This is a genomic window from Pinibacter soli (assembly GCF_029961145.1).
In the GTDB taxonomy this organism is placed as follows: domain Bacteria; phylum Bacteroidota; class Bacteroidia; order Chitinophagales; family Chitinophagaceae; genus Pinibacter; species Pinibacter soli.
In genome coordinates, this window is sequence record NZ_JASBRG010000005.1 from 347,904 (window position 1) to 374,407 (window position 26,504).

The 26,504-nt window shown below is 40.1% G+C and carries 22 protein-coding genes; 10 read left to right on the forward strand and 12 right to left on the reverse strand.

The features are described from left to right. The first annotated feature begins 270 nt into the window (after positions 1-270). Positions 271-1,395 carry a glycosyltransferase family 4 protein gene (locus QJ048_RS08850; RefSeq protein ID WP_282333978.1) on the forward strand — a complete coding sequence of 375 codons (1,125 nt, stop codon included), beginning with the start codon at positions 271-273 and terminating at the stop codon, positions 1,393-1,395. A gap of 185 nt (positions 1,396-1,580) precedes the next feature. Here QJ048_RS08850 and QJ048_RS08855 read toward each other — a convergent pair whose 3' ends face one another. From QJ048_RS08855 to QJ048_RS08865, 3 genes are all read right to left on the reverse strand, one after another. Continuing rightward, positions 1,581-2,894: an aspartate kinase gene (locus tag QJ048_RS08855; protein WP_282333979.1), complete on the reverse strand. Its 1,314-nt coding sequence runs from the start codon at positions 2,892-2,894 to the stop codon at positions 1,581-1,583. A 182-nt stretch (positions 2,895-3,076) separates the two neighbouring features. After that, positions 3,077-4,153, reverse strand: coding sequence for an Ldh family oxidoreductase (locus QJ048_RS08860; protein ID WP_282333980.1), 1,077 nt, complete (start codon positions 4,151-4,153; stop codon positions 3,077-3,079). A 169-nt stretch (positions 4,154-4,322) separates the two neighbouring features. After that, complete coding sequence (locus tag QJ048_RS08865) at positions 4,323-6,509, reverse strand: S9 family peptidase (RefSeq protein ID WP_282333981.1); 2,187 nt, start codon at positions 6,507-6,509, stop codon at positions 4,323-4,325. A gap of 321 nt (positions 6,510-6,830) precedes the next feature. On the opposite strand from QJ048_RS08865, the gene QJ048_RS08870 reads away from it, so the two are divergent. Further along, positions 6,831-7,226: a hypothetical protein gene (locus QJ048_RS08870; protein ID WP_282333982.1), complete on the forward strand. Its 396-nt coding sequence runs from the start codon at positions 6,831-6,833 to the stop codon at positions 7,224-7,226. Between the two features lie 198 nt (positions 7,227-7,424). On the opposite strand, the gene fusA is transcribed toward QJ048_RS08870, so the two are convergent. Further along, a complete protein-coding gene (gene fusA, locus QJ048_RS08875; RefSeq protein ID WP_282333983.1) occupies positions 7,425-9,569 on the reverse strand; it encodes an elongation factor G in 2,145 nt (714 codons plus the stop codon). A gap of 418 nt (positions 9,570-9,987) precedes the next feature. Here fusA and QJ048_RS08880 point away from each other — a divergent pair, with 418 nt between their 5' ends. Beyond that, positions 9,988-10,479 (forward strand): hypothetical protein, encoded by a 492-nt coding sequence (locus tag QJ048_RS08880; RefSeq protein ID WP_282333984.1) that lies wholly within the window; start codon positions 9,988-9,990, stop codon positions 10,477-10,479. 331 nt (positions 10,480-10,810) lie between these two features. Here QJ048_RS08880 and rpsG read toward each other — a convergent pair whose 3' ends face one another. From rpsG to QJ048_RS08895, 3 genes are all read right to left on the reverse strand, one after another. Then, positions 10,811-11,278, reverse strand: a complete 468-nt coding sequence (gene rpsG / locus QJ048_RS08885; RefSeq protein WP_282333985.1) for a 30S ribosomal protein S7 — start codon at positions 11,276-11,278, stop codon at positions 10,811-10,813. Between the two features lie 33 nt (positions 11,279-11,311). Further along, positions 11,312-11,692: a 30S ribosomal protein S12 gene (rpsL, locus tag QJ048_RS08890; RefSeq protein ID WP_217791970.1), complete on the reverse strand. Its 381-nt coding sequence runs from the start codon at positions 11,690-11,692 to the stop codon at positions 11,312-11,314. Positions 11,693-11,801: 109 nt separating this feature from the next. Further along, the gene (locus QJ048_RS08895) at positions 11,802-12,872 is read right to left on the reverse strand and encodes a branched-chain amino acid aminotransferase (RefSeq protein WP_282333986.1); all 1,071 of its coding nucleotides are present in this window, start codon (positions 12,870-12,872) and stop codon (positions 11,802-11,804) included. 52 nt (positions 12,873-12,924) lie between these two features. Between QJ048_RS08895 and QJ048_RS08900 the strand changes: the two genes are divergently transcribed. From QJ048_RS08900 to QJ048_RS08920, 5 genes are all read left to right on the forward strand, one after another. Next, positions 12,925-13,449, forward strand: coding sequence for a hypothetical protein (locus tag QJ048_RS08900; protein WP_282333987.1), 525 nt, complete (start codon positions 12,925-12,927; stop codon positions 13,447-13,449). A gap of 12 nt (positions 13,450-13,461) precedes the next feature. Next, positions 13,462-14,046 carry an RdgB/HAM1 family non-canonical purine NTP pyrophosphatase gene (gene rdgB, locus QJ048_RS08905; RefSeq protein WP_282333988.1) on the forward strand — a complete coding sequence of 195 codons (585 nt, stop codon included), beginning with the start codon at positions 13,462-13,464 and terminating at the stop codon, positions 14,044-14,046. 137 nt (positions 14,047-14,183) lie between these two features. Then, positions 14,184-14,666, forward strand: coding sequence for an RNA polymerase sigma factor (locus tag QJ048_RS08910; protein ID WP_282333989.1), 483 nt, complete (start codon positions 14,184-14,186; stop codon positions 14,664-14,666). Between the two features lie 3 nt (positions 14,667-14,669). After that, positions 14,670-15,539 (forward strand): hypothetical protein, encoded by an 870-nt coding sequence (locus tag QJ048_RS08915; RefSeq protein WP_282333990.1) that lies wholly within the window; start codon positions 14,670-14,672, stop codon positions 15,537-15,539. 27 nt (positions 15,540-15,566) lie between these two features. Then, complete coding sequence (locus QJ048_RS08920) at positions 15,567-16,010, forward strand: acyl-CoA thioesterase (RefSeq protein WP_282333991.1); 444 nt, start codon at positions 15,567-15,569, stop codon at positions 16,008-16,010. A 389-nt stretch (positions 16,011-16,399) separates the two neighbouring features. Here QJ048_RS08920 and proC read toward each other — a convergent pair whose 3' ends face one another. From proC to QJ048_RS08940, 4 genes are all read right to left on the reverse strand, one after another. After that, a complete protein-coding gene (gene proC, locus QJ048_RS08925; protein ID WP_282333992.1) occupies positions 16,400-17,197 on the reverse strand; it encodes a pyrroline-5-carboxylate reductase in 798 nt (265 codons plus the stop codon). Positions 17,198-17,278: 81 nt separating this feature from the next. Next, complete coding sequence (gene rfaD, locus QJ048_RS08930; protein WP_282333993.1) at positions 17,279-18,256, reverse strand: ADP-glyceromanno-heptose 6-epimerase; 978 nt, start codon at positions 18,254-18,256, stop codon at positions 17,279-17,281. Between the two features lie 125 nt (positions 18,257-18,381). After that, positions 18,382-20,616: a phosphoribosylformylglycinamidine synthase subunit PurL gene (purL, locus tag QJ048_RS08935; RefSeq protein WP_282333994.1), complete on the reverse strand. Its 2,235-nt coding sequence runs from the start codon at positions 20,614-20,616 to the stop codon at positions 18,382-18,384. A 101-nt stretch (positions 20,617-20,717) separates the two neighbouring features. After that, positions 20,718-21,920 (reverse strand): glycosyltransferase, encoded by a 1,203-nt coding sequence (locus QJ048_RS08940; RefSeq protein WP_282333995.1) that lies wholly within the window; start codon positions 21,918-21,920, stop codon positions 20,718-20,720. A gap of 433 nt (positions 21,921-22,353) precedes the next feature. Between QJ048_RS08940 and QJ048_RS08945 the strand changes: the two genes are divergently transcribed. Beyond that, positions 22,354-23,265, forward strand: a complete 912-nt coding sequence (locus tag QJ048_RS08945) for a hypothetical protein (RefSeq protein ID WP_282333996.1) — start codon at positions 22,354-22,356, stop codon at positions 23,263-23,265. Between the two features lie 162 nt (positions 23,266-23,427). Beyond that, entirely contained in the window at positions 23,428-25,617 is a 2,190-nt protein-coding gene (locus QJ048_RS08950) for a glutamine synthetase III family protein (RefSeq protein WP_282333997.1), read from the forward strand. 503 nt (positions 25,618-26,120) lie between these two features. Here QJ048_RS08950 and QJ048_RS08955 read toward each other — a convergent pair. Further along, positions 26,121-26,450: a hypothetical protein gene (locus QJ048_RS08955; protein WP_282333998.1), complete on the reverse strand. Its 330-nt coding sequence runs from the start codon at positions 26,448-26,450 to the stop codon at positions 26,121-26,123. Between the last annotated feature and the right edge of the window lie 54 nt (positions 26,451-26,504).

Consider the following 26,504-nt stretch of genomic DNA (forward strand, 5'->3'; position numbering starts at 1 on the left):
GTAGTGATTTTTTATTTTGTGGCAGTTGAAAGGAAACAGGGATGCGTTACAGGATTAGAAGCTTTTTTTGGGGCCTAACCATTTTTTGGTAACCAACATTTGAATCCTAATTGAGCTTTGATTGTGTCACTTCCCGATTCGTGTACTTATCGGGATTCCGATACGAAAGTAATCGGAACTTAACAGAAGTAATTCTATTGAGCAAAAAGTCTCGCCGTTTCTACACGTCATTTTCAATTTTCAACTTTCAATTTTTCAATTAAACAAACCGTGACCAAAAAGTACCGCATTCTCGAAACCATTCGCCAGGGACAGATCGGCGGCGGTGAGAGCCATTTATTGAGCCTCGTTGAAAATCTTGACAAATCTGTATTTGAACCAGTTGTCCTCTCCTTTACGCCCGGCCCGATGATAGACAAGCTGAAGGAAATGGGCATTCAAACACATGTGATCTACACTGAAAAGCCGTTTGACATGAGCAAATGGAAACAGGTAAAGTCATTTGTAGAAAGTGAAAACATTCAGCTTGTACACGCCCACGGCACTAGAGCAAATTCAAACGTTTACTGGGCCGCAAAAAAATTAAATCTCCCACTCGTTTATACCATCCATGGCTGGAGCTTCCACGATGATCAGAATCCGATTGTAAAGAAGATAAGAGTGCTAGGAGAAAAAGTGTTAACGAAAAAATCTGACATCAACATATCTGTTGCCGCCTCCAACCAGGCAACAGGAAAGCAATACTTTAAAGACTTTGAATCTGTTGTGATCAACAACGGAATTAACCAACAAAAATTCAATCCGGATAGAGCATTGAAAAATGTTCGCGAAGAATTGCATATTCCTGCAACAGATTCGTTGGTTGTTTTTGTTGCCCGTTTCATTCACCAGAAACAACCGCTTGTGCTGATCAAAGCATTTGCAAAAGCCGCGCAACAATTGCCTTCGCTAAAGTTATTATTGGTGGGCGACGGTGATCAAAAAGAAGAAGCATTACAACTTGTAAAAACACTCGGCATCGAGCAGCAGGTCATCTTCCAACAGTTCCGTCAGGATGTTCCGGAGGTTTTAGCCGCCGGAGACATTTACGTATTGCCATCACTTTGGGAAGGTCTGCCAATCGCATTACTCGAAGCCATGGCCATGGGAAAAGCGATCATTGCTACTGCTGCCGATGGTACTCGTGAAGTGATACAGCACAACAACAATGGCCTTTTACTGCCAATAGAAAATGTTGAAGATAATTTAGCCGCTGCGATTGTCGATCTTGCAAATGATCCGCTTAAAAGAAAAAAACTCGGAGATGCCGCACGAGCCACCATCAGTGAACGTTTCAGCGCAGACAAAATGACGAGAGAGATTGAGCAGATTTATTTGACATTGCTGAAAAAATAAAGAGCAAGATATTGCCACTGAAGCACTAAGGACACTAAGTTTCACTAAGCTTGTATTCATTCAGATCCAACACTTTCATTTACATTTAACAAAAGAGCCAATACAAAAAATGTATTGGCTCTTTATATTTTAAAAACCTCTTAGTGCAACTTAGTGTCCTTAGTGCCTTAGTGGTAAAGAAACTGTTATTCCAAACCAAACAGCCCGCTATTCAGCAGCTGCAAAGTCTGTATCTTATACTGATCAGCAACAAGTAGAGATATATTGTGGGGACTACCACCGTAGCTAACCATGCTAACAGGCACTGGTTTCAATGTATCAAACAATTTGCTCAACACATCTGCGGAGCTACCGATTTTGTTACCAACGATGGAAACGATGGTTTGATTTTTATCAACTTCAATTGTTCCAAACGGCTCCAATTCTTTCACGATCGCAGCAAGATTAACATCCGTGTCAATCGTAACAGAAACAGCAACTTCAGAAGTTGTGATCATATCAATTGGCGTGCGGTATTTCTCGAACACCTCGAAGATTTTTCTCAAGAAACCATATGCCAACAACATGCGGCTGCTCTTTATTTTGATTGCAATGATCCCGTCTTTCGCGGCAATGGCCTTTACACCTTCGCTACCCGCTTCATCACGGATCACAGTACCCGCAGCATCAGGCTGCATAGTGTTCAATAATTTAACAGGGACATTTTCATGTTGCGCCGGCCAGATACAAGTCGGGTGCAAAATCTTCGCACCAAAATATGCAAGCTCAGCAGCTTCATCAAAGCTCAATTGCTCTATAGCAACCGTTTTCTTAACAATGCGTGGATCATTGTTGTGCATACCATCGATATCTGTCCAAATCTCACACACTGTTGCTTTAATAGCAGCAGCGATCAAAGATGCAGTGTAATCACTTCCACCTCTTTTCAGGTTATCTACTTCACCTTTTGAATTGCGGCAGATATAACCTTGCGTGATGAACATTTTTTTATCGCTATGATTTTTCAACAGCTGAGACAGCTTTGTTTTAATCGCGGAAAGTTGCGGCTCATCATTTGCGTCAATGCTCATGAAATCAAGCGCAGGCAACAGATAGTGATCAATTCCTTTTTCTTCAAGATAAGTACTGAACAATTTTGTGCTCAACAATTCTCCCTGTGCAAGGATATCTTTATTCAACGCTTCGTTGAAAGAAATCTTAGTAATGATATTCAAAAACTCAAAATGCTCGCCAACAATCGCTTTTGCTTTTGCAAGCGCTGCAGGAGTTTTTACCAGTTCAGCAATGAAAGAATGGTAATGAGCTTCCAGCTTGTCGATCTGCGTCTTCGCATCTTCCTTACTGTTCTTGGCCAAAGCATCACCAATACCGACTAATGCGTTGGTAGTTCCGCTCAAAGCGCTCAATACAACAATTTTAGATTCATTGTCACGGGTGATCAGATCCGCAACCTGGTACATACGCTCGGGCTTTCCAACACTGGTGCCCCCGAATTTCATTACTTTCATTTTCTTAGTAACAAGCTAAAAGCTAAGTTTAGCCATTTTTTAGTGAAAAATATTGTTGAATAAATTGTTGCTTCTTCTCAGCCGCGAAGTCAAAAGGAAAAATTCGAAAGTCAAAAAGCGTCCGCATTATTAACGACCCTTTTAAATTTTTACTTTCTTCCGGGTTTGCGAAGTTAAAGCTCCACGCCCAATTTTTTACCCAAATTTTGTAAATCCTCCACAACAACCTGCACCAATGGAATTCCGCCTTCCAAACGCTCTTTTTCCATCTCTCTTTCGGGATCACCGGGGATCAACACACTTTTCTCGCCGGCCACCGTTTTGGCGCTTCTAAATCGCTGTATCCAGTTATCCATGTGCTCTTTAAACTCGTCTGCCTTACGGAAAGCGTCTATTCGCATAGCTCCCAAAAAGTGACCGATTCCTTTACCTGGCATATTCTCCGGCATAGGCACGTAAGCAGGAAACGGTGGCACCCATGGGCCATAGTTTGCACCACTTAGTATGGCCGAGAAAATATCAACTACCGCTCCCAATGCGTACCCCTTATGACTTCCATGTTCGCGGTCACCACCCAGCGGCAATAAAGCACCTCCATTCTTCAAAGCATGGGCGTCTGTAGAAATATTTCCTTCTTTATCCTGGATCCAACCAGTTGGTGCGTCCAGATTTTTTCTTTGTAAAATTTCCAGTTTGCCGTTAGCAGCTGTAGTTGTTGCCAAATCAGCTACAAAAGCAGGCTCTTTTCCGGCGGGGATAGCTACGCAAATTGGGTTTGTACCCAGCATGCGCTCCGTTGAAAAAGTTGGCGCTACCAGAGCACTCGCATTGGTCATCGCAATGCCGATCATATCATTTTCCAGCGCCATCATCGCATGGAATCCAGCTATACCAAAGTGATTGGAGTTCTGTACGCTCACCCAACCTGTTCCTACATTCTTCGCTTTTTCGATCGCCACTTTCATAGCATAAGGAGCTACGACAAGCCCCAAACCGCTGTCACCATCTACAACTGCCGTCGAAGGGGTTTCGTGAATCACTTTCATTGCAGGCTTTGCATTCACTCTTTTGGCCTCCCACAAACGCACATAGCCCGTCAGTCGTGCCACGCCGTGTGAATCAACGCCGCGCAGATCTGCGCTTAATAAAGTTTTTGCTGCAATAGTTGCGTCTTCAGCACTGCAACCAATCTGTCTGAATATCGATTCTGTAAAATTCAACAAATGAGCATAGGAAAAAATCCTTTCCATAAAAGAGAATTAGTGAGCCGCAAAGATAAAAGAATAGTTGTTGGTTGTTAGTTGACAGTTGTTAGATGTTGCATAAATCCACCATTCAATTATTCAGTTAATCAGTTATTCAGTTACTCTGCATAAAAAAATCCCTGCATAATTGCAGGGACTTAAAAACTTCAATCACCTATTTTCCTCCCGGAGGACAATTCGCTCTTAAATAGTTTGTATACAAGGTACTTAAATGGAGATTTGTTCCTTCTCCTTCAGATATGCTGTGGGTACGGTTTGGATAAGGCATAAACTGAAATTGTTTATTGTATTTAATCAATTCATTCAACAACATCTCAGCATTATCGTAGTGTACGTTATCATCACCTGTTCCATGTATGTACAGTAAATTTCCTTTCAAATTTTTAACGTATGTGATCGGCGAACCTTTCACGAAATCTTCGCGGTTTTCTTGCGGCAGTCCCATGTAGCGCTCCTGGTAAATGTTATCGTATGTAAGTTGATTACCTACCGCTGCAATAGCTATTCCGGTTTTGTAAATCTCCGGATGCTGGAACATTAAATTCAATGTCGCAGAACCACCACCGCTCCAACCCCAAACTGCAATGCGGTCTTTATCAACAAATGGCCATTTCAAAATTTCTTTTGCAGCCATCGCCTGATCATTAATGTTGATCTGTCCAATTTGCCTGTAAACGCATTTTCTCCATTCTCTTCCTTTTGGACAAGGTGTTCCTCTATTATCAATTGTAATGTAGATGTAGCCGTCCTTTGCCATGTTGCCTCGATACAAAAAGTTGTATCCGGTACCAAATTCATCCTTAACAAGTTGCCCCCATGGCTCTGTGTACACCTGGAACACCACAGGATATTTCTTCGTGCTATCGAAGTTTTCGGGCCTCAACATCCACGCATCCATTTCAACATTGTCTGCAGTTTTTATCTTGAAGAACTGCAACGGAAACCGGCTCTTGTCTGCCGCAGCTACAGCATTGTTTACGTCGCTGCCTCCATTCACTCCAGTATGCGCAGGCAAAGTGATCCACTCTGATGTAGGCCTTGTATAATAGTTAGAGAAATTATGCATCGCAAATTTTGCATCAGGAGAAAGATTGTATTCATGCGTTCCCTGTTGATTGGCCGGAGATACTCTTTCCGCTTTACCCTTGCCATCCAGTTTCGTTCTGTACAAATATTTCTGTGTACCATTGTCGGGTGAAGCCATGAAATAAACGTAGCCTCCTTTTTCATCAATGCGCACAATATCCATCACATCATAATTACCGTTGGTGATCAGTGTCTCTTTTTTGCCATCGCGGCTAATGCGATACAAGTGGCGCCAGCCGTCTTTTTCAGTGGCCCACACAAATTCTTTTCCGCCGTTGATCCAATCCCATCCGCCATAAGCATAATCATCGTCCCAAAGAGGCAAAATATCGATCCATGCTTTATCCGTTTCTTCGTAGATCATGTTTGATTTTCCGGTTGTCGCATTGCATATAAACAACTTGCTGTCATTCTGTTTTCTGTTCAAATGTTGAATGATCAGTTCATTGCTATTGGCCGCCCACTCCATTCTTGGAACATAAGTTTGCAAAACTGTGTCAGTAGGAATGTCCATCCACTTGGTTTGCGCAGTCTCAACATTCACAACACCAATTTTATAAGGAGATGGTTGGGTGCCGGCTACCGGATATTCTACAGGAACTATTTTCGGATAAATAGAATCAGTATTGTTGATCATGTAATAATCAGAAGTCGTTCTAGCATTAATTTGCCAAAAAGCAATTTGTTTACTATCGGCGGCCCAGCGAAAACCATCTCTGCAGAAAAATTCTTCTTCATAGGCCCAGTCAAATGTTCCGTTGATCAGTTTACGGCTTCCATCCGATGTCAGTTGTTTTACCTTGTTCGTTGTTGCTTCTTCCACATATAAATTGTAATTGCTTACGTAAGCAACTTTGCTTCCATCGGGAGAAAATTTTGCAAACATCAAAGACGATTCTGGCAATCCAATTCCCAATTGTTTCAGCGAGCCTGTTGTAAGATCATAGAGCCAGTAATCCCCTCTTGTGTCTTGCCGCCAAACTTTCTTTGTATTTGTGTAGATCAATACTTTTTTTTCATCTGTCGAGAAAATGAAATTACGTATGTTCAAAGCCGTTTTTTTTCCGGACGGCATTAACTTATGCCTGTCAACAACAACTGTAGATGATCGGTTCGGCAATGTGTATTTAGCGATTCTATTATCTTCATTTACATAATAGCTGTTTCCTTCTCTGGACCACGTAATTTTTTCCTGCGCAGAAATGTTTCCTATATACAAGATGGAAAGCATTACCAAAATAACACGTTGCAACATATACGAAATTTTTTATGGAAGGTAAGTGATGTTGAGCAAATAAAAATCTTAAGGCACACAGACAACAAGGATGAGACTGATTTACACGGTTTTTTTGGGTGACGAACATTTGTTCTTTAATTAGGCTTTGCTTGCGTCTCCTTTCAACGTTGCATACAGCTACAACAAATGCTTGACTTTGGCAACAAACACATCTCAAAGACAATATAATATTTCTCCAAAGTTATAATAATACGCTTTGGGAAGCTGCGAGCTGAAGAAGTTGGATAGTTTGATATATTTGAAAATTATTTATTAGCTACCCTTTTTAATTTATAAACAATGAAGTTTAGTTTTTATACATTGACTTTGTTTACAACCATAGCTTTATTATTTTTTTCGTGTACCACAACAAAAAATATAAACCTTTCAAAACGTGAAATCAAAAAATTAAAACCCATTTACGTAGGTTATATAATTGGGAAAATTCCAATGGATTTTAAATGGTCTTTTTTAGAAAAAAACATCTGTCAATATAATGAAGTAATCCTTCTAAGAAGTAGAACATATACAGGAACCTGGAGTGAAAAAAATGATACAATCAGAGCTTGTTTTTTTATATCAAAAGCCATGAATGAAAACTATATCTTTTACTTAGATAGAAAAAGTAAAACTTTGAAAGAATTAAACAATGAAAAAATAATCAGGGAATATTCACTGCAATTGCCTTCGAATTAATTTGTGCTTTAAATATTCGAAGTAATATTTGCTGAATAGGATTACTACTGCACAAGGGTGCGACGCAACCCAAGCCCCATCAACGCTCTACTGCCTGGCTCATAAATATTCTCTTCATTTTTTTACTGTAACATTTTATAAACGACAAAAGCCGGTGGATTACTCAACCGGCTTTTGTTTTATAAGTAAGAAGCTAAATTATGCGTTTACTTTACCTTTCACTTTTGCGATAACCTCATCTGCAATGTTGTTAGGCGCTGGTGAATAGTGTGAGAATTCCATTGTAGAAGACGCACGACCAGAAGACAATGAACGCAACTGAGTTACATAACCGAACATTTCGCTCAAAGGAACTTTAGCTTTAATAACCTGTGCGTTATTACGGCTATCCATACCTTCCAGCATACCACGACGACGGTTCAAGTCACCTGTAACATCACCCATGTATTGGTCAGGAGTTACAACCTCAACTCTCATGATTGGCTCAAGTAAAGTTGGTTTTGCTTTTCTTGCTGCTTCACGGAAACCTTGTTTAGCACAAAGCTCGAATGACATAGCATCAGAGTCAACCTGGTGGAAGCTACCATCAAATACGCGGATCTTCATGTCCACAACAGGATAGTTAGCCAATACACCATTAGACATTGCAGATTCGAAACCTTTCTGAATAGCTGGTACAAACTCACGAGGAATAGATCCACCAAAGATATCGTTTACGAACTGGTAAGATTTTCCTGGGTTTTCTTTTAACCACTCTTCATCAGCAGGTCCGATAGCAAACACGATGTCAGCGAATTTACCACGACCACCGGTTTGTTTTTTCAATGTTTCACGGTGCTCAATAGTTGCTTTGAACGCCTCTTTATAAGCTACCTGAGGGTTACCCTGGTTTACTTCTACTTTGAACTCACGACGCATACGGTCAATGATGATTTCAAGGTGAAGCTCACCCATGCCACTCAAGATTGTTTGACCTGTTTCTTCGTCTGTTCTTACACGTAATGTAGGATCTTCTTCAACCAATTTAGCGATAGCCATACCCATTTTATCAACGTCAGCCTGAGTCTTAGGCTCGATAGCTACGGAGATAACTGGTTCTGGAATGAACATGTTTTCCAGAACGATCGGGTTGTCTTCATCACAAAGTGTATCACCAGTTTTGATCTCTTTGAAACCAACTGCCGCTCCGATATCACCAGCTTCGATGAAATCGATTGGGTTTTGCTTGTTAGCAAACATTTTCATGATACGGCTGATACGCTCTTTCTTACCGCTACGTACGTTCAATACGTAAGAACCTGCATCAAGGTGACCACTATATGCACGGAAGAATGCAAGACGACCTACGAATGGGTCAGTCATGATTTTGAATGCCAATGCAGCAAATGGTTCTTTTGCATCTGGTTTACGAACGATAGCTTCGCCAGTGTCAGGGTTAGTACCTTCTACAGCGTCGATATCAAGCGGGCTTGGCAGGTAACGGCAAACCGCATCCAATGCAGTTTGTACACCTTTATTTTTGAATGAAGAACCGCACATCATAGGAACGATGCTGAGATCGATCGTTGCTTTGCGGATAGCTTCATGCAATTCTGCTTCAGAAATTGAGTTTGGATCTTCGAAGAATTTCTCCATCAAAGTATCATCGTATTCAGCAACTGCTTCAACAAGCGCAGCTCTGTATTCGTTAGCTTCGTCAACCATGTCAGCAGGTACAGGAATTTCGTCGAAAGTCATACCTTCTGTTTCCATGTGCCAAACCACACCTTTCATTGTAATCAAATCCACAACGCCTGTGAAATTATCTTCAGCGCCGATTGGTAACTGTAATGGAACAGCTTTAGCACCCAACATTTCTTTAACTTGTTTTACCACGTTAAGGAAGTCAGCACCAGAACGATCCATTTTATTTACGAAACCGATACGAGGAACTTTGTAACGGTTAGCCTGGCGCCAAACAGTTTCAGATTGAGGTTCTACACCATCAACCGCACTGAACAACGCGATCAAACCATCCAATACACGCATGGAACGCTCAACTTCTATAGTAAAGTCCACGTGACCCGGAGTATCGATAATGTTGAAGTAATATTTTTTAGTGTTAGCGTCAGCTTTACCTTTATCAGTTGGGAAATTCCACTGGCAGCTTACTGCAGCAGAGGTAATTGTGATACCTCTTTCTTTTTCTTGCTCCATCCAGTCGGTAGTAGCACCACCGTCGTGAACTTCACCAATTTTGTGGATCATCCCTGTGTAGCGTAAGATACGCTCTGTAGTAGTGGTCTTTCCGGCGTCAATGTGAGCCGCAATACCAAAGTTTCTTTGAAATCTTAAGTCTGCCATTTTTGTATGTTAAAAAGTTTGAGTCTCTCTGTTTGATTTATTGCCCATTCTTTAATAAGAACAATAAACCGAATTTGAGGCGCAAAGGTAAAGATTTAGAAGTAAAAAAATACAGCCACTGGCAAGTTATATATACAATTCACATGAATTTATTGGCATGGAGTTTTAAGATGTGGATTAACTAGGGATATTTTTTTTATAAATTCCTGAAAATGTTGAAGATATTTATTTGTTATTAGTAAAGGGTAATGTAAATTTATTTTGTCAATTCAAAATCACCTAAAAATCACGAACAAATATGGCCACGAAAAAAAAGGTAGCAAAAAAAGCACCAGCAAAAAAAGCAGCGCCTAAGAAGGCCGCTCCTAAAAAGGCTGCGCCTAAAAAAGCTGCAAAAAAAGCCGCACCTAAAAAAGCTGTGAAGAAAGCAGCGAAGAAGGCTGTAAAAAAAGCTGCTCCCAAAAAAGCTGCCCCTAAAAAAGCGACTGCGAAAAAAGCAATCAAAAAAGTAGTAAAAAAAGCAGCTGCGAAAAAAGCGGCTCCTAAAAAGGCAGCAAAAAAAGTTGCCCCTAAAAAAGTAGTAAAAAAGGCCGCTCCAAAAAAAGCAGCTCCAAAAAAAGTTGCTAAAAAATCTCCACTGAAAAAAGCTCCAGTTAAAAAAGCACCGGTAAAGAAAGCAGCTCCAGTTAAAAAAGCAGCTCCTAAAAAAGCAGCAAAAAAAATCGCTAAAAAAGTAGTTCCAGCTAAAGTTCAACCGTCTCCAGCACCAATGGAAGGACCAGTTGAAACTCCAGCACCAATAGTAGAACCTACTGATGAGCCTATCTCTCACAATAGCGACGAAAGCGGTCCAGACTCATTTGACGTTCCGGAAATGCCAAATGATAACAATGATGAAGATGAAGCTTAATCTCTTCTAAACATATTTTGCAGATAATACACAAAGCGCCAAGACATTGATGAATGCGATGGCGCTTTTTTATTTTATTGGCACGCAGATGACGCTGATTAGGCTGATTTCTGCAGAAGATTGGTACACATCTAACGCAGATTAGATGGATTTACACAGATTCTTTCTGATTGACAATGTCTGTGAATAATTGCAGACTGGCTTTACAGTTCTGAAAAGATCAGCGTAAATCTGAAAAATCAGCGTCATCTGCATGCTCACTTCAGGCAAACAAAAAAACCATTGCCTATTTCTAAGCAATGGTCCAATATATAAAGGCTTTGTATACAACTTAAATCTTGAAGTGAGAAAAAGCTTTGTTAGCTTCAGCCATACGGTGAGTGTCCTCTTTCTTTTTGAAAGCTCCACCTTCGCCTTTTGCTGCTGCTACGATTTCGTTAGCCAATTTGTCTGCCATGCTACGACCGTTTCTTTCACGGCTATAACGTACCAGCCATTTGATACTTAAAGAAATCTTTCTGTCAGGACGAACCTCAGAAGGAATTTGAAAAGTAGCGCCACCAATACGACGGCTTCTAACCTCAACTCCCGGAGTTACGTTTGATATCGCTTTTTTCCAAATTTCGTAGCCATCTTCGTTAGTGATTTTAGCTACTTTATCAAGTGCATCATAAAAAATTTCGAATGCTACACTTTTTTTACCTTGCCACATGATGTTGTTAACAAAACGTGTAACTAGTTTGTCGTTATACTTAGCATCAGGAGCTAGAGGTAATTTTTTGGCTTGCGCTTTCCTCATTGGAAAATCTATTTAAACAGCTTGATTAATTAATTATTTTTTCGCTTTTTCTTTCTTAGTTCCGTATTTAGAACGGCTCTTCTTCCTGTCTTTCACACCTGCAGTATCCAAGCTACCACGAACGATATGGTAACGAACACCTGGCAAATCCTTAACACGACCTCCGCGGATTAACACGATTGAGTGCTCTTGCAGGTTGTGTCCTTCACCTGGAATATATGCGATAACTTCTACTTTATTCGTCAAACGCACTTTAGCTACTTTACGTAAAGCTGAGTTTGGCTTCTTAGGCGTAGTTGTGTACACACGTGTACAAACACCACGACGTTGAGGACATGCATCCAGCGCTCTGGATTTGCTCTTTGCTTTAATAATTTCTCTACCTTTTCTAACTAATTGTTGTATCGTAGGCATTATAACCTTTTTTATTTGGGACGGCAAAGGTAACAGCGATTACCTTAAATACCAAATTTAAAAATGTTGTTTTCTAAAAATATTTTTCTCAATGTTGAAAACATGTGGATTAAACAGTTAACAACCAGTTATATCTGTCCTCAGCCTGGCCGCTTCTGATGGCATCCAGCCTTTTCTTAACTTCTGGTGTAATTGTCCACTTGTCTGTATCGAATGTCATCACTTTGTCCTTGTATCTCAATTCTTTAATTGGAGAAATAGTGGCTGCGGTCCCTGTCCCGAACACATCTTTCACATTTCCTGCATCGTATTCTTTTATCAATTCATCTATGCTGATGGGTCTTTCCGCTACATTCAGGCCAATTTCTTTCAATATCGTAATTACACTGTCACGTGTAACACCGGCCAAAATTGTTCCTTCTTCCAGTGAAGGAGTCACAGCAGTATCGCCAATTACAAAGAAAACGTTCATCGTTCCCACTTCCTGCAGCCATTTGTGCTCAAAAGCGTCTGTCCACAACACTTGGTCGTAACCTTTATCCTTTGCTACTTTAGCAGGATACAGGCTACCTGCATAATTTCCGGCATTTTTTGAGAACCCCACCCCACCAGGAGCAGCTCGTGTATATTTTTCTTCCACATAAATTTTCATTGGTTTGCCATAATAAGGCCCTGTAGGACTTAAAATGATCATGAATTTATATGTTTCAGAAGCTTTTACGCCCAATGATTCGTCAGTGCTGAACATAAATGGACGAATGTAAAGAGAGTGATTTTCCATTGCAGGGATCCAGCCTTTTTCCAGGTCGATCAACTGGCGCATTCCATCAATGAAAATCTCTTCCGGTACGGCAGGCATGCAAAGACGCTCAGCTGAAAGGTTGAAACGTCTGAAATTGTCGTACGGACGGAATATGAAGACTTCGCCGCTGTCGCTTTTGTAAGCTTTAATACCTTCAAAAATTGCCTGACCATAATGTAGCGCCATGTTCGCAGGACCAATCAATAACGGTTGATACGGTTTAATCTCCACATTTTTCCATTCGCCATCGACGTAATCAGCTTCCAGCATATAATCTGTGGAATACTTACCAAATGGAACATTTTCAAGCTTTACACCAGGTAATTTACTCGCGTCAACTTTTGTAACCGGTATTGTATGTGCGGCAATCATATTCATTTACATTTGTGCAAAGAAACGAACAAAGTTTGGGTTGCCAAAATACAAGAGCATGAGTTTTAACAACGTACAATTACCGGGATTTTTAGTCGCAGACCTTTATAAAAGGCACTTGGTAGAGGATTTTTCGGCTGTAGCGAAGGTTGAGAAATCGTCCGAACCTGCCCCAATAATTGACAAACCCATTCAATTTTTAGGCAAAAATATCAGGCAATTTGTTATCCTGGTTTGCTATTCAAACGAGGTTCATTTGCCAGAGGCTCAACTTGAGTTTCTGGGAAATATATTGAAAGCCTGCCAACTAAATCTTGGAGATGTTGCCATTGTGAATTGTAATTCCCAAGAAGTTAATTTCAACAATATAGGGCAATTACAGCCAAAACAAATCATCACTTTTGGCGAAGAACCGCCGGTTCTCAATGATTTTAGAGCGCCTGTTTCGTTTGAAGTCAGCAATAAAAACGGCATTAATATAATCAATGCACCAAAACTTGAATTACTAAATCAAAATACACCTGATGGAAAGGTTCTCAAAGGCAGACTTTGGAACTCCCTGAAACAACTCTTAAATATCTAACTCTCATTTTACATGAAGCTCATATTTGCGACTAACAATCAGCATAAAGTCGATGAAATTCAACACATTATTGGCAATACGTTCGATGTCGTTTCTCTCAAAGCGGCTGGAATTGACATCGATATTCCAGAGCCACACGATACGCTGGAGGAAAACGCTGTTGAAAAATCTTCGACCATATATAAGCTTACCAATACCGATTGTTTTAGCGAGGACACAGGCCTTGAGGTAGAAGCGCTAAACGGCGAGCCTGGTGTTAAAAGTGCGAGATATGCAGGTGATGTGAAGGATTTCAATAAGAATATTGAGAAACTTCTCCTGAAACTTGGAAATGGGGAAAATAGAAAAGCTCGCTTCAGAACAGTTATTTCATTAATTATTAATAAAGAACAGTATCTTTTTGAAGGGATTTGCGAGGGAGAAATTATTTATTCTCCTAAAGGAACGAATGGATTTGGCTACGACGCCATATTTGTATCTTCAGGAGCAGACAAAACCTTTGCAGAAATGACAATGGAGGAGAAGAATGTTTTTAGTCATCGCAAAAAAGCTACTGAAAAATTAGTTTTATTTTTAAACAAACTGAATATTAGATAGTTTTACTTCTGAAACACAGATAATTATAAATTTTTATCCTGGAAAATAAAAAAAGTTTGTCGGAAAGCAACCAAAATATATCGGAATACGACTTAATTCAGGGGTGTCTTAGGAGTGATAGGCGTTCTCAGGAGGCTTTGTATCAAAAGTTTTCTCCTAAAATGTACGCCATTTGCCTCCGCTACGCCTCCAATGCCGACGACGCAGCGGATCTTTTGCAGGAAGGATTTATTAAAATTTTTAAAAATTTACAAAAATTCAGAGGTGAAGGGTCTTTTGAGGGTTGGATGCGCAGGGTTTTTGTGAATACATGCATTGAACATTTCCGAAAAAAGGTATACCTGAACAGTATTACCGAAAATGAGGAAAGAACAATAGAAGATTTTTCTGCAAACGCTTTAGACAATCTAGCCGAAAAAGATATTGTTCAGCTTATTCAAGAATTATCGCCGGGCTATCGAACTGTTTTTAACCTATACGTTGTGGAAGGTTATTCACACAAAGAAATCGGGGATTTGTTGCAAATTAGCGAGGGCACAAGCAAGTCTCAGCTAGCAAGAGCAAAAATGCTTTTGCAAAAGAGAGTAAAAGGCCTTTTGGAAGAAAAAAAGCTTGATTAAAAAATGTCGGAACATCTAAAAAATAAATTACAGCAATTTGAGGCTACTCCTCCCAAAGGATTATGGGACAGGATTGCTGTGGAACTAGATGAGAACAGGCTTTATAAAGACACTTCGGAAAGATTGTTCAATTACGAGACCACTCCTCCTGCCGGCATATTTGACAAAGTAGTTACTGCCCTTGAAAGAGATCTTCCTCAAAAAGAAACTCCGGTAAGAAAAATCAATACAACATTTAGATGGTCTGTAGCCGCAGCAATTTTGATAGCGTTATCTACACTTGGAATCTTTTTCCTTAATAATAACAAGAAGGATCAAAGTCTTGCGACTGCTACCAAAACCAACAATCTTCCTCCGATTCATCACCAACAAATTACAAATCATCCTCCAATTGTTGAAGCGGATGACAATGCGGATGATAATGCCGACGATGGCGATAATAAATCAGTTAAGCATCTTGCGCTAAATAGGATATTACGATCCGTTCACACTACAAGCATTCAAAATAAAAATACCGAAACTGCAGACGTTGACTTTGTTTCATCAAAACCTACCGTGCAGATCGTTTCTTCAAATATTAAAGCATCTTTATCTGAGCTGGCGTCTAAATTTGTCGTAAACGGAAATTATATTACAGTGCTTGGGCCCAACGGCGAACTGCGAAAAATTTCTATGAAAATTTTCAACGCAATGCATGCCCATACGTATACAGTAGCTTCCAATTCTGATAATCAAAATACGGTTATAGAAAATACAGCTATGGAGAAGAAATTTAGTGAATGGAGAACAAAAATTGTTCAGGCAGGTTATGCTCCAAATGCATTCAACGGCATGGATATTTTAAATCTTAAGGACCTCATAAGAGAAAATTAAAAAGCGCTATTCATTAACTTTGAATCTATGGCGCGAATAAAAATAGATTTACCAGCTACATTTACATTTTCCACATCGATAGACATACGTATTTCCGATCTTAATTATGGTGGTCACGTTGGCAACGATACCATCCTTTCTTTACTACACGAAGCCAGGGTTCGCTTTTTAAAACATTACGGTTATTCGGAGCTTGATCTTGAGGGTATCGGTATTATCATGGGCGATGTAGCAATTGAATACAAAGCGGAAGGGTTTTATGGAGATAAATTGAAAATCGAGGTTTGTGCCGCCGAATTCACAAGAGTTTCGTTCGACATTTTTTATAGGATAACTAAAGAACAAGAGGGAAAAAATATTGCAGTGGCCATTGCAAAAACAGGTATTGTGGGCTACGACTACACTCTAAAAAAAGTGGCAGCAATACCAGAAAAAGCAAAATTGACACTAACAGAAAAAAGAATTCATTAGCTTATCTATTCAACGACGACAATCGATGATTTAAACGATAAACCACATTTTGATTTACCTGTATAGAAGAAGGAACAGTTTCGGTTTGCTCGAAAATTACAGCGGAACGGTCTTTATTAATTTGCTGATTGTGCTTTACAACATGCATAACTACAATAGTGACTAATTCACCCAATAGAAGTAAGGCCGGTAAGTTTCTTTTTTGCATACAACGGGAATTTTATAATTCTGAAATCGGCCAGCAATCGTTTTAAAAAGGATAAGGATTCCCTAGTACTCTAAAGTATTCATTAAAATCCTAAAATCAAAACTATGACTTATTTTTAGATAAAAAGAAGTTTTTTCTCGTAACTTTTTGTTTATCACCCCTTTCTATCATTATTTTTTCGTTAACTATTCAATATTTTGTTGTAACTGGTTACAACCCCCCTAATAAGTGACGAGCTGAATCCCTGGTGTTCCATTTCATTTAATCCTGCTATCGTACAGCCCTTTGGGGTAGTTACTTTATCGATTTCCTGCTCAGGGTGTGCTCCTTTTAAAAGAAGAAGATCCGCCGCTCCCTTTACAGTTTGTGCCGCAATAAGACTGGCTGTTGCTGCACTAAAACCGATTTCTATGCCTCCCTGTATATTGGCGCGAATATATCTCATTGCAAAAGCAGTACCACAGGCTCCCAGCACCGTAGCCGCATCCATTAGCTTTTCGTCGATCATTGCCACTTTACCCAATTTCTCAAATATGTTCTTAATGAAATCTACCTGGGTATTATTCGCCCCTTTATGACTAATACATGTCATGCTCTCCTGTATCGCGATCGCGGTATTCGGCATTGCCCGGAATAAAGGAACATTTTTCTGAACCGCATTCTGCATATCCTCTATAAAAATTCCGGTTATAACAGATACCAGTATATGTTTTTGCGGATCCAATTCGGCTTTAAAGCCGTCCAGCACATCTTTTATTTGGAAAGGTTTTACTGCAAGTATTACAACATCGCTGTTTTTTACAGCCTCGATGTTATCAGAGGTAACTTTTACTCCTTTATTTTTTAGCCCTTCAAGTTCTGTGAGATTTCTGCGGGTGATGGTAATATCGGCAGGCTTTGAAAATTCACTTTTCAACAACCCTTCTGCTATTGCTGTGCCTAAATTTCCTCCGCCTATTATTGCTATCTTATTGTACATGGTGTCGGTTTTATATAATAGAAAAAGCCATCACTAAAATAGTGAAATGGCTTTTTCTATGTTCTAATTCTGATTACGAAATTAGTAAAACTTTCCCTGCGACAAATAATTTCTCACATAATCCTGCACTCCTTCTTCTAACGAATAGAACTTATCGGTGTAGCCTTCATTGAAAAGCTTTTGCATATTCGCTTCTGTGAAATATTGATATTTATCGCGAATATCTTCAGGCATATCGATGAACTGAATGTTTGGACTAGTATCGATACCGGCGAATGTTGCTTTTACCAAGTCCTCAAACGCTCTTGCTTTGCCAGTGCCAAGATTGTATATGCCCGATGCCGGCTCGTTTTGCATAAGCCAATAACAAACTTTGATAACGTCTTTAACATATACAAAGTCACGAAGCTGTTGACCATCTTTAAAGTCAGGTCTGTGTGATCTAAATAGCTTTACCAATCCATCTTTCTTTATTTGATTAAAGGAATGGAATATTACGCTTGCCATTCTCGCTTTGTGATATTCGTTTGGTCCGTAAACATTAAAGAATTTAAGACCTGCCCAAAATGGAGGCTGGGCGGTTTGCTCAATAGCCCATTTGTCAAACTCATTTTTGGAAATCCCATAAGGATTTAACGGCTTTAGCTTAAAAGGCAACTCGTGATTATCGTCATAACCAAATTCGCCTCCACCGTATGTTGCAGCAGATGAAGCGTACACTAACGGAACATTTTTTTCAACACAGTAGTTCCATATTTTTTGTGAATAGTCTACGTTGAGGTGCTCGTGTATAGCGTAATTAAATTCAGTAGTATCTGTTCTTGCTCCTATGTGAAATATGAAATCGATGGCAGGATCATCCTTTTGCAGCCAATCGAAGAAAGATTCCCTTTCTATTTTTTGGAGGTATGTTTTGCCTTGAAGATTCGGTTCTTTGTCGGCTCTGGAAAAATCATCCACCAGCAACAAATTCGTATATCCTTGGCTGTTAAGAAATCCTACTAGGCAACTTCCTATAAAGCCAGCGGCGCCGGTTACGACGATTGAAGATTCATTCATAATTCCAATTATTCTTGAATAATCGGTAATTAATAATTAATATCGAAGTCTCCCCAAATAGGCTTAATAGCATGAAAGCAGAGTGATCGTCTATTAATTATTAATTACTAATTATTAATTACACTTTAAAGTGCGCTCAACGCATGTTCGCTATCATGTCCAGCCAAAAGGTTGCCAATTGCGTTATCGTATTTTTCTTTCCAGGAAATTACATTGCCCCAGTTTTCACCATCGATGCTTACTGAACCATTTGTAACAGTTCCGAGTTTTGCGAATGTTGCGCCGCTTAATGATTTTTCAAAAGCAGCAACCTGATCTTTTTTCACAGTCACCACTACTCTGCTCTGTGCTTCGCCAAACCAATATGCATCTTTGCGAATGCCGGAGTTTGTTGTGGCCACTTCAAAACCAAGGTTTCTGTTGAAAGAAGATTCGATCAAAGTAATGAACAAACCGCCTTCGCTCACGTCGTGTGCAGACGCGATCACTTTTTCTTTGATCGCTTTTGTTATTTGTTGCTGCAATGCAAACTCTTCTTCTATATCAAAATGCGGAGCTGGTGAGTACTCAACGCCTTTTATTTTTTGTAAATATTCAGAACTGTTGATATCAGCGTAGCTTTTACCAACTAGGTAAATTACGTCGCCTTCTTCTTTAAAGTCCAATGTCATTTTATCATGAACGCTATCCAGCAAACCTACCATACCAATTGTTGGTGTCGGATAAACAGGGCCATCAGGGTTTTGATTGTAGAAGCTCACGTTACCACCTGTTACAGGAGTGTTGAATTTGCGACAAGCATCGCCCATACCCTTAATTGCGTGAACAAACTGATAATACACTTGCGGATCGTAAGGGTTACCAAAGTTTAAGCAGTTGGTTACACCCAAAGGTTCACCGCCGCTGCACACGATATTCCTTGCGGCTTCAGCAACAGCAATCATTGCGCCTTTGTACGGATCAGCATATACATAACGGCTGTTACAATCTGTAGTCACCGCCAATGCTTTTTCACTTGGCTTTGCCAAAACAACTGCAGCATCGGAAGGTTGGTTGGTAGAAGTATTACCGGTACCCACCATACTATCGTATTGAACATACACCCATCGTTTAGAAGCGATGTTTGGAATTTGAATCAATTTTTCTGCAACGGCTTTCAAATCTTTTGGTACTTCGATTGAAGCCGCATCAAATGCTTTTGTTTTTGCGAGGTATGTTGGCTCAGTGTACGCACGCTCATATTGAGGAGCACCGCCGCCCAATACCAGTTCTTCTGCTGGCAATTGAGCTTCCAACTCTCCGTGCATGTAGAAACTTAACAAGCCATCTTCTGTTACTTCTCCAATTACGGAGCAAGGAAGATCCCATTTATCGAATATTTTTTGAACAACGTCTTCTTTACCTTTTTCCACAACCATTAACATACGCTCCTGGCTTTCGCTGAGCAAAAGTTCCCAGGCTTTCATATTTTGCTGGCGTGTCGGCACTTTGTCTAGATCTATGCGCATACCTACACCACCTTTTGCACTCATTTCTGCTGTAGAGCATATGATCCCTGCAGCGCCCATGTCCTGCATACCAACTACCACACCTGTTGGAATTACTTCAAGACACGCTTCCAGCAATTTCTTTTCCTGGAAAGGGTCACCTACCTGAACAGCAGGCAATTCTTCTGTGCTTTCTGCCGTGATATCCGCAGAAGCAAAAGATGCCCCACCAATACCGTCTTTACCAGTAGCTGAACCAACAAAAATTACGGGATTTCCTTTTCCTAATGCGGTCGCACTAACTGTTTCACCAGCTTTTACAATACCAACGCTCATTGCGTTTACCAAAGGATTGGTGTGATAGCATTGCTCAAAATAAATTTCACCACCTACAGTCGGTACGCCGAAGCAGTTACCGTAGTGGCCGATTCCGTGAACAACGCCGCCCAACAAATGCTGGGTTTTCGCTTCGTTAAGATTGCCGAAACGAAGAGAGTTCAAAGACGCGATTGGTCTCGCTCCCATTGTGAATATATCGCGGTGAATACCACCTACGCCTGTTGCTGCGCCTTGGAAAGGCTCAATCGCTGAGGGGTGATTATGGCTTTCAATTTTAAAAACTACCCCGTATCCATCGCCCATATCCATCAGACCGGCATTTTCTTCACCAGCTGCTACCAGCATTCTTCCGCCTTCGCGGGGTAAAGTTTTAAGCCATTTGATTGAATTTTTGTAACTGCAGTGCTCGCTCCACATTGCGCTGAAGGCACATAACTCATTAAAATTGGGGGTTCTTCCTAATTTTTTCTTTATTAACTCAAATTCTTCTGCCGTTAAACGCAATTGCTCGGCGGTTTTAACTGTTATTTCCATGATAGTATATGGGATGGTCTGAGAAAGCGCAAAGGTAATAAAGTACCGTATATTAAGCGAGAAGTATAAAACAAAAGTGAATAAAGTTGAAATTGCGGAGTTTATTGAGTTCGCTGATTTTCAAGCAGGGACAGGTATAGACGCTCAATATCGGCAAGTTCTTTTTGCTTGGAAAAGCCTCTCATTACAAATTGCCGCCCGTTTTCGCCCATAGATTTCCTGAGCTCCTTGTTTTCAATCAAACTCAAAGCATTTGAAACAAATCCGTTCAAATCGTGCAATGGGCTTAAAAGTCCGGTTACGCCCGGATCAATTGTTTGGCTAACCGCTCCGGCATTTGTGGTAACAATGGGTTTGCCTGCGGCTTGCGCTTCCAAAAGAGTAATAGCTGTTCCTTCGTTTAACGAGGTTAATGCAACAATATCCAGACCAGCCATCGCCTCATCTATACTTAGCAACCAAGACGTAAACGTGACCTGTGCGACCTCAGCCGATTCCGGATAATATGTATAAGATATTTTTTTTCTACCAAGCTGGCTTTCCAATGAGGTTCGTAAAGCTCCGTCTCCGATAATAAAAAAACGGACGGGCAGTTTTGTTTTCTGAAGCAATTTCGCAACCGCCTCTATAAAAAATTTGTGGTCCTTAATCGGAACTATTCTGCCAACTATTCCAATGGCAACTTCTTTATCATGTAGTTTATAATATGTCCGGAATCTGTTTCTCTTTTTTTCTTCGCTATCCTCAAAGGACGTTGTGTCTATGCCAATTGGAATAACCGCTATTTTAGACAAGTCGCTTACGTGATACACATCCACGAGGTCGTGTTGCTGTATCAAACTTGTCGCAATCAATTTTGTTGATTGTGTTGCGAGCCATCGTTCAAGTTTGATAATTTGAGCGGAGAAAAATTTATTAAAGTAGGAATGAAAAACGTGGCCGTGATAAGTATGCAGAATCACTTTAGTGCCAATCATCTTTGCAGCTAATCTTCCCAATACACCTGGCTTTGCGCCATTTGTATGAACTATATCCGGATTTATTTTTTTAAGTTCTCTTTTGATATGGAAGAAGGCCAGTACGTCTCTGAAGAAATTAATTGAACGATGTACTTCGCGTATATGCACGACACGAAGCCTGGGATATGCCTTCAGCAAAAAAGACGCGTCATATTCGTCTTTGTTTTTTTCTCCAACTACCAGATACACTTCATGCTTTTCGGACAAATAACCGGCAAGCTGCACGGTGTCCAGCGGGGCCCCTCCAATTACCAGTCTGTTAAGCATTATTGCGATTCTTGCCATCGTATCTATATAGTCCGGCAAGATAAATAAAACTAGCTGAGCAAAAGCGCTAAAATTATTGTTGCCATTAGTTATTTTGCATTCACAAAAAACAATACCGTTGCACTATTTGCTTTTTTTATTATACCTGATCTTCTTTTGCTGGCTCATTACTAAAATCAATTTTCTACGGAACAGCGGTATCCCATTAAAATGGTTATGGATAGTATTTTTTCTTAAAGTTGTTATGGGTGTTTTTTACGGCTATATATATTCGAAACATATTGCAGATGCAGATACATGGCAGATGTTTTTCATTAGCCTCAGACAGACCCGCGTTTTAACGTCAAACCCAATTCATTTTTTAACTACATGGTTTTACGAACCTCACCTTAGTTATATTGAGTTTTTTGGTGGGGGGGATTCTTATTGGAACGTCATAAAAGATCTGACATTGATAAAAATTGAAGCCATTTTCAACGTCTTCAGCTTTAGCAGCTATTATATCAATGTTCTTTTTTTTGCTTTCGGAACTTTTTTCGGCAACATCGCATTCGCAAAGGCATACAGCCTTCTTTTCCCCCATGCGAAAAAATTCTTTATAGTTTTCGCATCCTTTCTAGTACCCTCTACCCTTTTCTGGACAAGCGGATTACATAAGGATGGGCTACTATTTATGTTGATGTCGCTGATTGTTTATCAGCTTGCCATGTGGATAAACGCACAAAAGACAACGAGCAGGATGATCTTAAATATTTTTCTGTGTCTCTTTTTTATTCTCATTCTTAGAAATTACGTGGCGCTGTCTTTAATACCCGCCATTTTTATATGCATCTTGAATTATCGCTTTCCAAATGACGCGTTGAAAATAAATAGTGCAGTAGTTGCAGTTTGTTGTGCAGGTTTCTTTTTGTCATCATACATTTCACCGGCATTGAACCTTCCGGAATGGATCGTTAAGCGACGAATCGAATTCAATTCGTTAAGTGCAAATTCACTGCTCCCTTATGAAACGCTGGAAAGCTCCTTCGAAAGTTACCTCTATAATCTGCCCCAGGCGTTAAATCATGGTTTTTTAAGGCCGTATTTGTGGGACCATCTCGGCCTTTTTTATATTCCCTTTGCGTTGGAGATAATTGCCCTGGCAGCCCTCATTATATATTTTATATTCAATCGCGTGTCGCTGAACAGCTCTCAAAGGGCTATTTTGTATTTCGGGCTGTTTATTTTACTGGCAAATTGGCTATTCCTTGGGTATATGGTTCATATTGTAGGCGCTGTTATCCGGTATAAGAGTATTTTCCTGCCGTTTTTTGTCGCTCCAATGCTTCTTTCTACCAAATTAAGCTCACTTATTAAAAATTAAAAAATATATCGTACCTCTTGACTTTTGCTTCAGATTTTTTAAGGAAACGGAGTTATATGTTTCATTTTTGTCTTTTTTTGGTTAAAAACATAATCTTTTTTCAAAATTATTGTTTGTTTGCTCGAATTAACGTTCATTTGCAATAGTTAAATTTTTATACCCATGTCATTACGTTTTAATGCAATCAACAACCTAGCCGGCAAGGACGGAGTAAGTAATGCCGGATCCAAAAAAATTACTGCTATTTTCAATGAGAATGTATTTACTCTTAAGACTGCCCGTGAGTTTTTGAGCGATGAGGCGTACAAAAGCCTTTTGGCTTCGATCAAAGGCGCTAAGAAAATTGACCGTGCCGTTGCAAATCAAATTGCAGCTGGTCTTCGTCAATGGGCAGAAAGCAAAGGAGTATCTCACTATACACACTGGTTCCAGCCTCTTACTGGTACTACAGCAGAAAAACATGATTCTTTCTTCACTTTGAAAGGTGATGGTTCTGCTCTGGAAGAGTTTGACGGCGCGGCTTTGATCCAACAAGAGCCAGATGCATCTTCTTTCCCTAACGGTGGTATCCGTGCGACTTTCGAAGCTCGCGGTTACACTGCATGGGATCCATCTTCTCCTGCATTCATTATGGAAATTGGTACTGGCAAAACACTTTGTGTTCCTACCATTTTCGTTTCCTATACAGGCGAAACACTTGACTACAAAGCTCCTTTGTTGAAATCACTTGAGGCTTTGAACAAGGCGGCAGTTGATGTTGCAAACTATTTTGATAAAAACGTAAACAAGGTTTCTGCCACATTGGGTTGGGAGCAAGAATACTTCGTTATTGACGAAGCTATGTTCAATGCACGTCCTGATTTAGTATTGAGCGGCAGAACAGTATTCGGTCACTCTCCTGCGAAAGGTCAGCAATTGGAAGATCACTACTTCGGTTCTATTCCTGAAAGAGTGTATGCATTCATGAGAGACTTTGAAACAGAATCTTATAAATTAGGTATTCCTTTAAGAACCCGTCACAACGAGGTGGCTCCTGCTCAGTTTGAGTGTGCTCCTATCTTCGAAGAAGTTAGTGTAGCTGTTGACCACAACACATTGTTGATGGACATCATGGACCGCGTTGCACGTCGTCATAAATTGCGTGTTTTGCTTCACGAGAAACCATTTGCTGGTATCAACGGCAGCGGTAAACACAACAACTGGAGTATGTCAACTGATACAGGCGTTAACTTGTTGGCTCCTGGTAAAACTCCAAAAACAAACTTCATGTTCCTTACTTTCTTTGTAAACACAATTAAAGCGGTTCATGATTATGCAGATATTTTAAGAGCTTCTATCGCTTCTGCGGGCAATGATCACCGTCTTGGTGCAAACGAAGCGCCTCCTGCAATTATCTCTGTATTCGTTGGTGGCTATTTGAACAAAGTGTTGCAAGACGTTAAAGAAAGAGTAAGCGATAAATTCGACGAGCAAGACGAAGCTATCCTGAAACTTGACCTGCACAAAAGCATTCCGGAATTGATGCTGGATAACACAGACCGTAACAGAACTTCTCCTTTTGCCTTCACCGGTAACAAATTCGAGTTCCGCGCGGTAGGTTCTACTGCAAACTGTGCCAACCCAATGACAGTGCTGAACACAATTATAGCTGAAACATTGAAACAATTCAAAAAAGATGTTGATGCGTTAATTGAAAAAGGCGAGAAAAAAGAAATCGCTATCATGCACGTTATCCGCGAGTACATCGTTTCTTCTGAAAAAGTATTGTTCGAAGGTGACGGTTACAGCGAAGCATGGGCTAAAGAAGCAGAAAAACGCGGTTTACCAAATGTAAAAACAACTCCTTTGGCGTTGGATGCATTGGTTACTGAAAAAGCTAAACACCTTTTCGAAAGCAATAATGTATTAACTCACGTTGAGCTTGAGGCTCGTCACGAGATTGAAGTTGAAAAATACATTAAACGTGTACAGATTGAAGCTCGTATCATGGGCGAACTTTGTACCAGCCATATCATTCCTTCTGCTATCAAATATCAAAACACTTTGATCCAAAATATCAAAGGCTTGAAAGAAGTTGGTATGCCTGAGTCTTCTTACAAAAACCAAACGGTTATTCTTGAAAGATTGTCACACTACATCAGCAAAACAAGCGAACTGGTAGTGCAAATGATCGAAGCAAGAAAGATCTGCAATGCAATGGAAGATACCCGCACGAAAGCAATCGCTTACGAAAGCCAGGTTAAAGCTCCGTTCTTCGATGCTATCCGTTACCACGTTGACAAACTGGAATTGATGGTGGATGACAAAGAATGGTTGTTACCAAAATATCGTGAGATGCTTTTCTTAAGATAAAATAGTTTTTCGTTTTGACATGAGAAGAAACACAAGGGCCCGCGATTTGCGGGTCTTTGTTATGTAATATCTAAAAGAGAAAAGTCAAAAGTAAGAATCCCGGCCGTCCTCGGCTTAATCCTTCGCACAGCCTTCAATCTAAGACCCGCTATTAATTCTCGCTTCTCGATGTTTAACATGTCGCCCCCTACGGGGCTCGCATTTGATTCGACGTTGCTCAATGTTTGCTACGAACGTGTCGCCCGCCGGGGCTAGTCAATACATCCAGCAAGTTGCAAACAGTCCCAGCGGGGACACATTCGTAGCAAAAAGAAAAATTTAAAAAATCCAGAGCCGGCCCCGTAGGGGCGACATGTTAAACGTTGACTGCCAGAGTGCCTTTGCAAACCGTAGCACTGACTCCATAGTCACGAAATTGCCTTTGTTTTGTTGGATAAATGGCATAAAAAACATCTCCTTTTGGAAGACATCTTTTTGTAACCAATAAATAAAAGAATGAAAATCTAGTGAATTTTAACTTTCAAATTCAGCATTTGTAAATTTGAATTTGTGGCGGGAGTAAGAGATATAGAGCTCTTATAAGGCATAATGTAGGTAGTATTGCCTTGTTGATAAGTAACGATCGAGTTAAAAGTGATAACATTAGGAGCGATTCTTTCTTCGCTCATAATTTTTCCACCCCTGTAGCTGAAATTACCTTTAAGAGTGAATGAGTTTGCAACACTGATCGGAGTAAAATCGATCCCGATCGAATTTTGCTTGGTTTTTCCCCCGCCGCCAATACCAATTGCAGCAAACGCATGTATGCCGCAAATAGCCAATGCAGTTATCATAACTGATTGTTTTTTATAGCTTTTTATGAAGGAAAATAATTTCATTAAGGCAAA

Excerpts from the sequence above, each read along its gene's own strand:
- QJ048_RS08940 (WP_282333995.1), bottom strand. The coding sequence starts at position 21,920 with ATGGCAAGAATCGCAATAATGCTTAACAGACTGGTAATTGGAGGGGCC.
- rdgB (WP_282333988.1), top strand. The coding sequence starts at position 13,462 with ATGAAGCTCATATTTGCGACTAACAATCAGCATAAAGTCGATGAAATT.
- QJ048_RS08950 (WP_282333997.1), top strand. The coding sequence starts at position 23,428 with ATGTCATTACGTTTTAATGCAATCAACAACCTAGCCGGCAAGGACGGA.
- QJ048_RS08865 (WP_282333981.1), bottom strand. The coding sequence starts at position 6,509 with ATGTTGCAACGTGTTATTTTGGTAATGCTTTCCATCTTGTATATAGGA.
- purL (WP_282333994.1), bottom strand. The coding sequence starts at position 20,616 with ATGGAAATAACAGTTAAAACCGCCGAGCAATTGCGTTTAACGGCAGAA.
- QJ048_RS08870 (WP_282333982.1), top strand. The coding sequence starts at position 6,831 with ATGAAGTTTAGTTTTTATACATTGACTTTGTTTACAACCATAGCTTTA.
- fusA (WP_282333983.1), bottom strand. The coding sequence starts at position 9,569 with ATGGCAGACTTAAGATTTCAAAGAAACTTTGGTATTGCGGCTCACATT.
- QJ048_RS08900 (WP_282333987.1), top strand. The coding sequence starts at position 12,925 with ATGAGTTTTAACAACGTACAATTACCGGGATTTTTAGTCGCAGACCTT.
- QJ048_RS08895 (WP_282333986.1), bottom strand. The coding sequence starts at position 12,872 with ATGAATATGATTGCCGCACATACAATACCGGTTACAAAAGTTGACGCG.
- rpsG (WP_282333985.1), bottom strand. The coding sequence starts at position 11,278 with ATGAGGAAAGCGCAAGCCAAAAAATTACCTCTAGCTCCTGATGCTAAG.
- QJ048_RS08915 (WP_282333990.1), top strand. The coding sequence starts at position 14,670 with ATGTCGGAACATCTAAAAAATAAATTACAGCAATTTGAGGCTACTCCT.
- QJ048_RS08860 (WP_282333980.1), bottom strand. The coding sequence starts at position 4,153 with ATGGAAAGGATTTTTTCCTATGCTCATTTGTTGAATTTTACAGAATCG.
- QJ048_RS08920 (WP_282333991.1), top strand. The coding sequence starts at position 15,567 with ATGGCGCGAATAAAAATAGATTTACCAGCTACATTTACATTTTCCACA.
- rfaD (WP_282333993.1), bottom strand. The coding sequence starts at position 18,256 with ATGAATGAATCTTCAATCGTCGTAACCGGCGCCGCTGGCTTTATAGGA.
- QJ048_RS08855 (WP_282333979.1), bottom strand. The coding sequence starts at position 2,894 with ATGAAATTCGGGGGCACCAGTGTTGGAAAGCCCGAGCGTATGTACCAG.
- proC (WP_282333992.1), bottom strand. The coding sequence starts at position 17,197 with ATGTACAATAAGATAGCAATAATAGGCGGAGGAAATTTAGGCACAGCA.
- QJ048_RS08955 (WP_282333998.1), bottom strand. The coding sequence starts at position 26,450 with ATGATAACTGCATTGGCTATTTGCGGCATACATGCGTTTGCTGCAATT.
- rpsL (WP_217791970.1), bottom strand. The coding sequence starts at position 11,692 with ATGCCTACGATACAACAATTAGTTAGAAAAGGTAGAGAAATTATTAAA.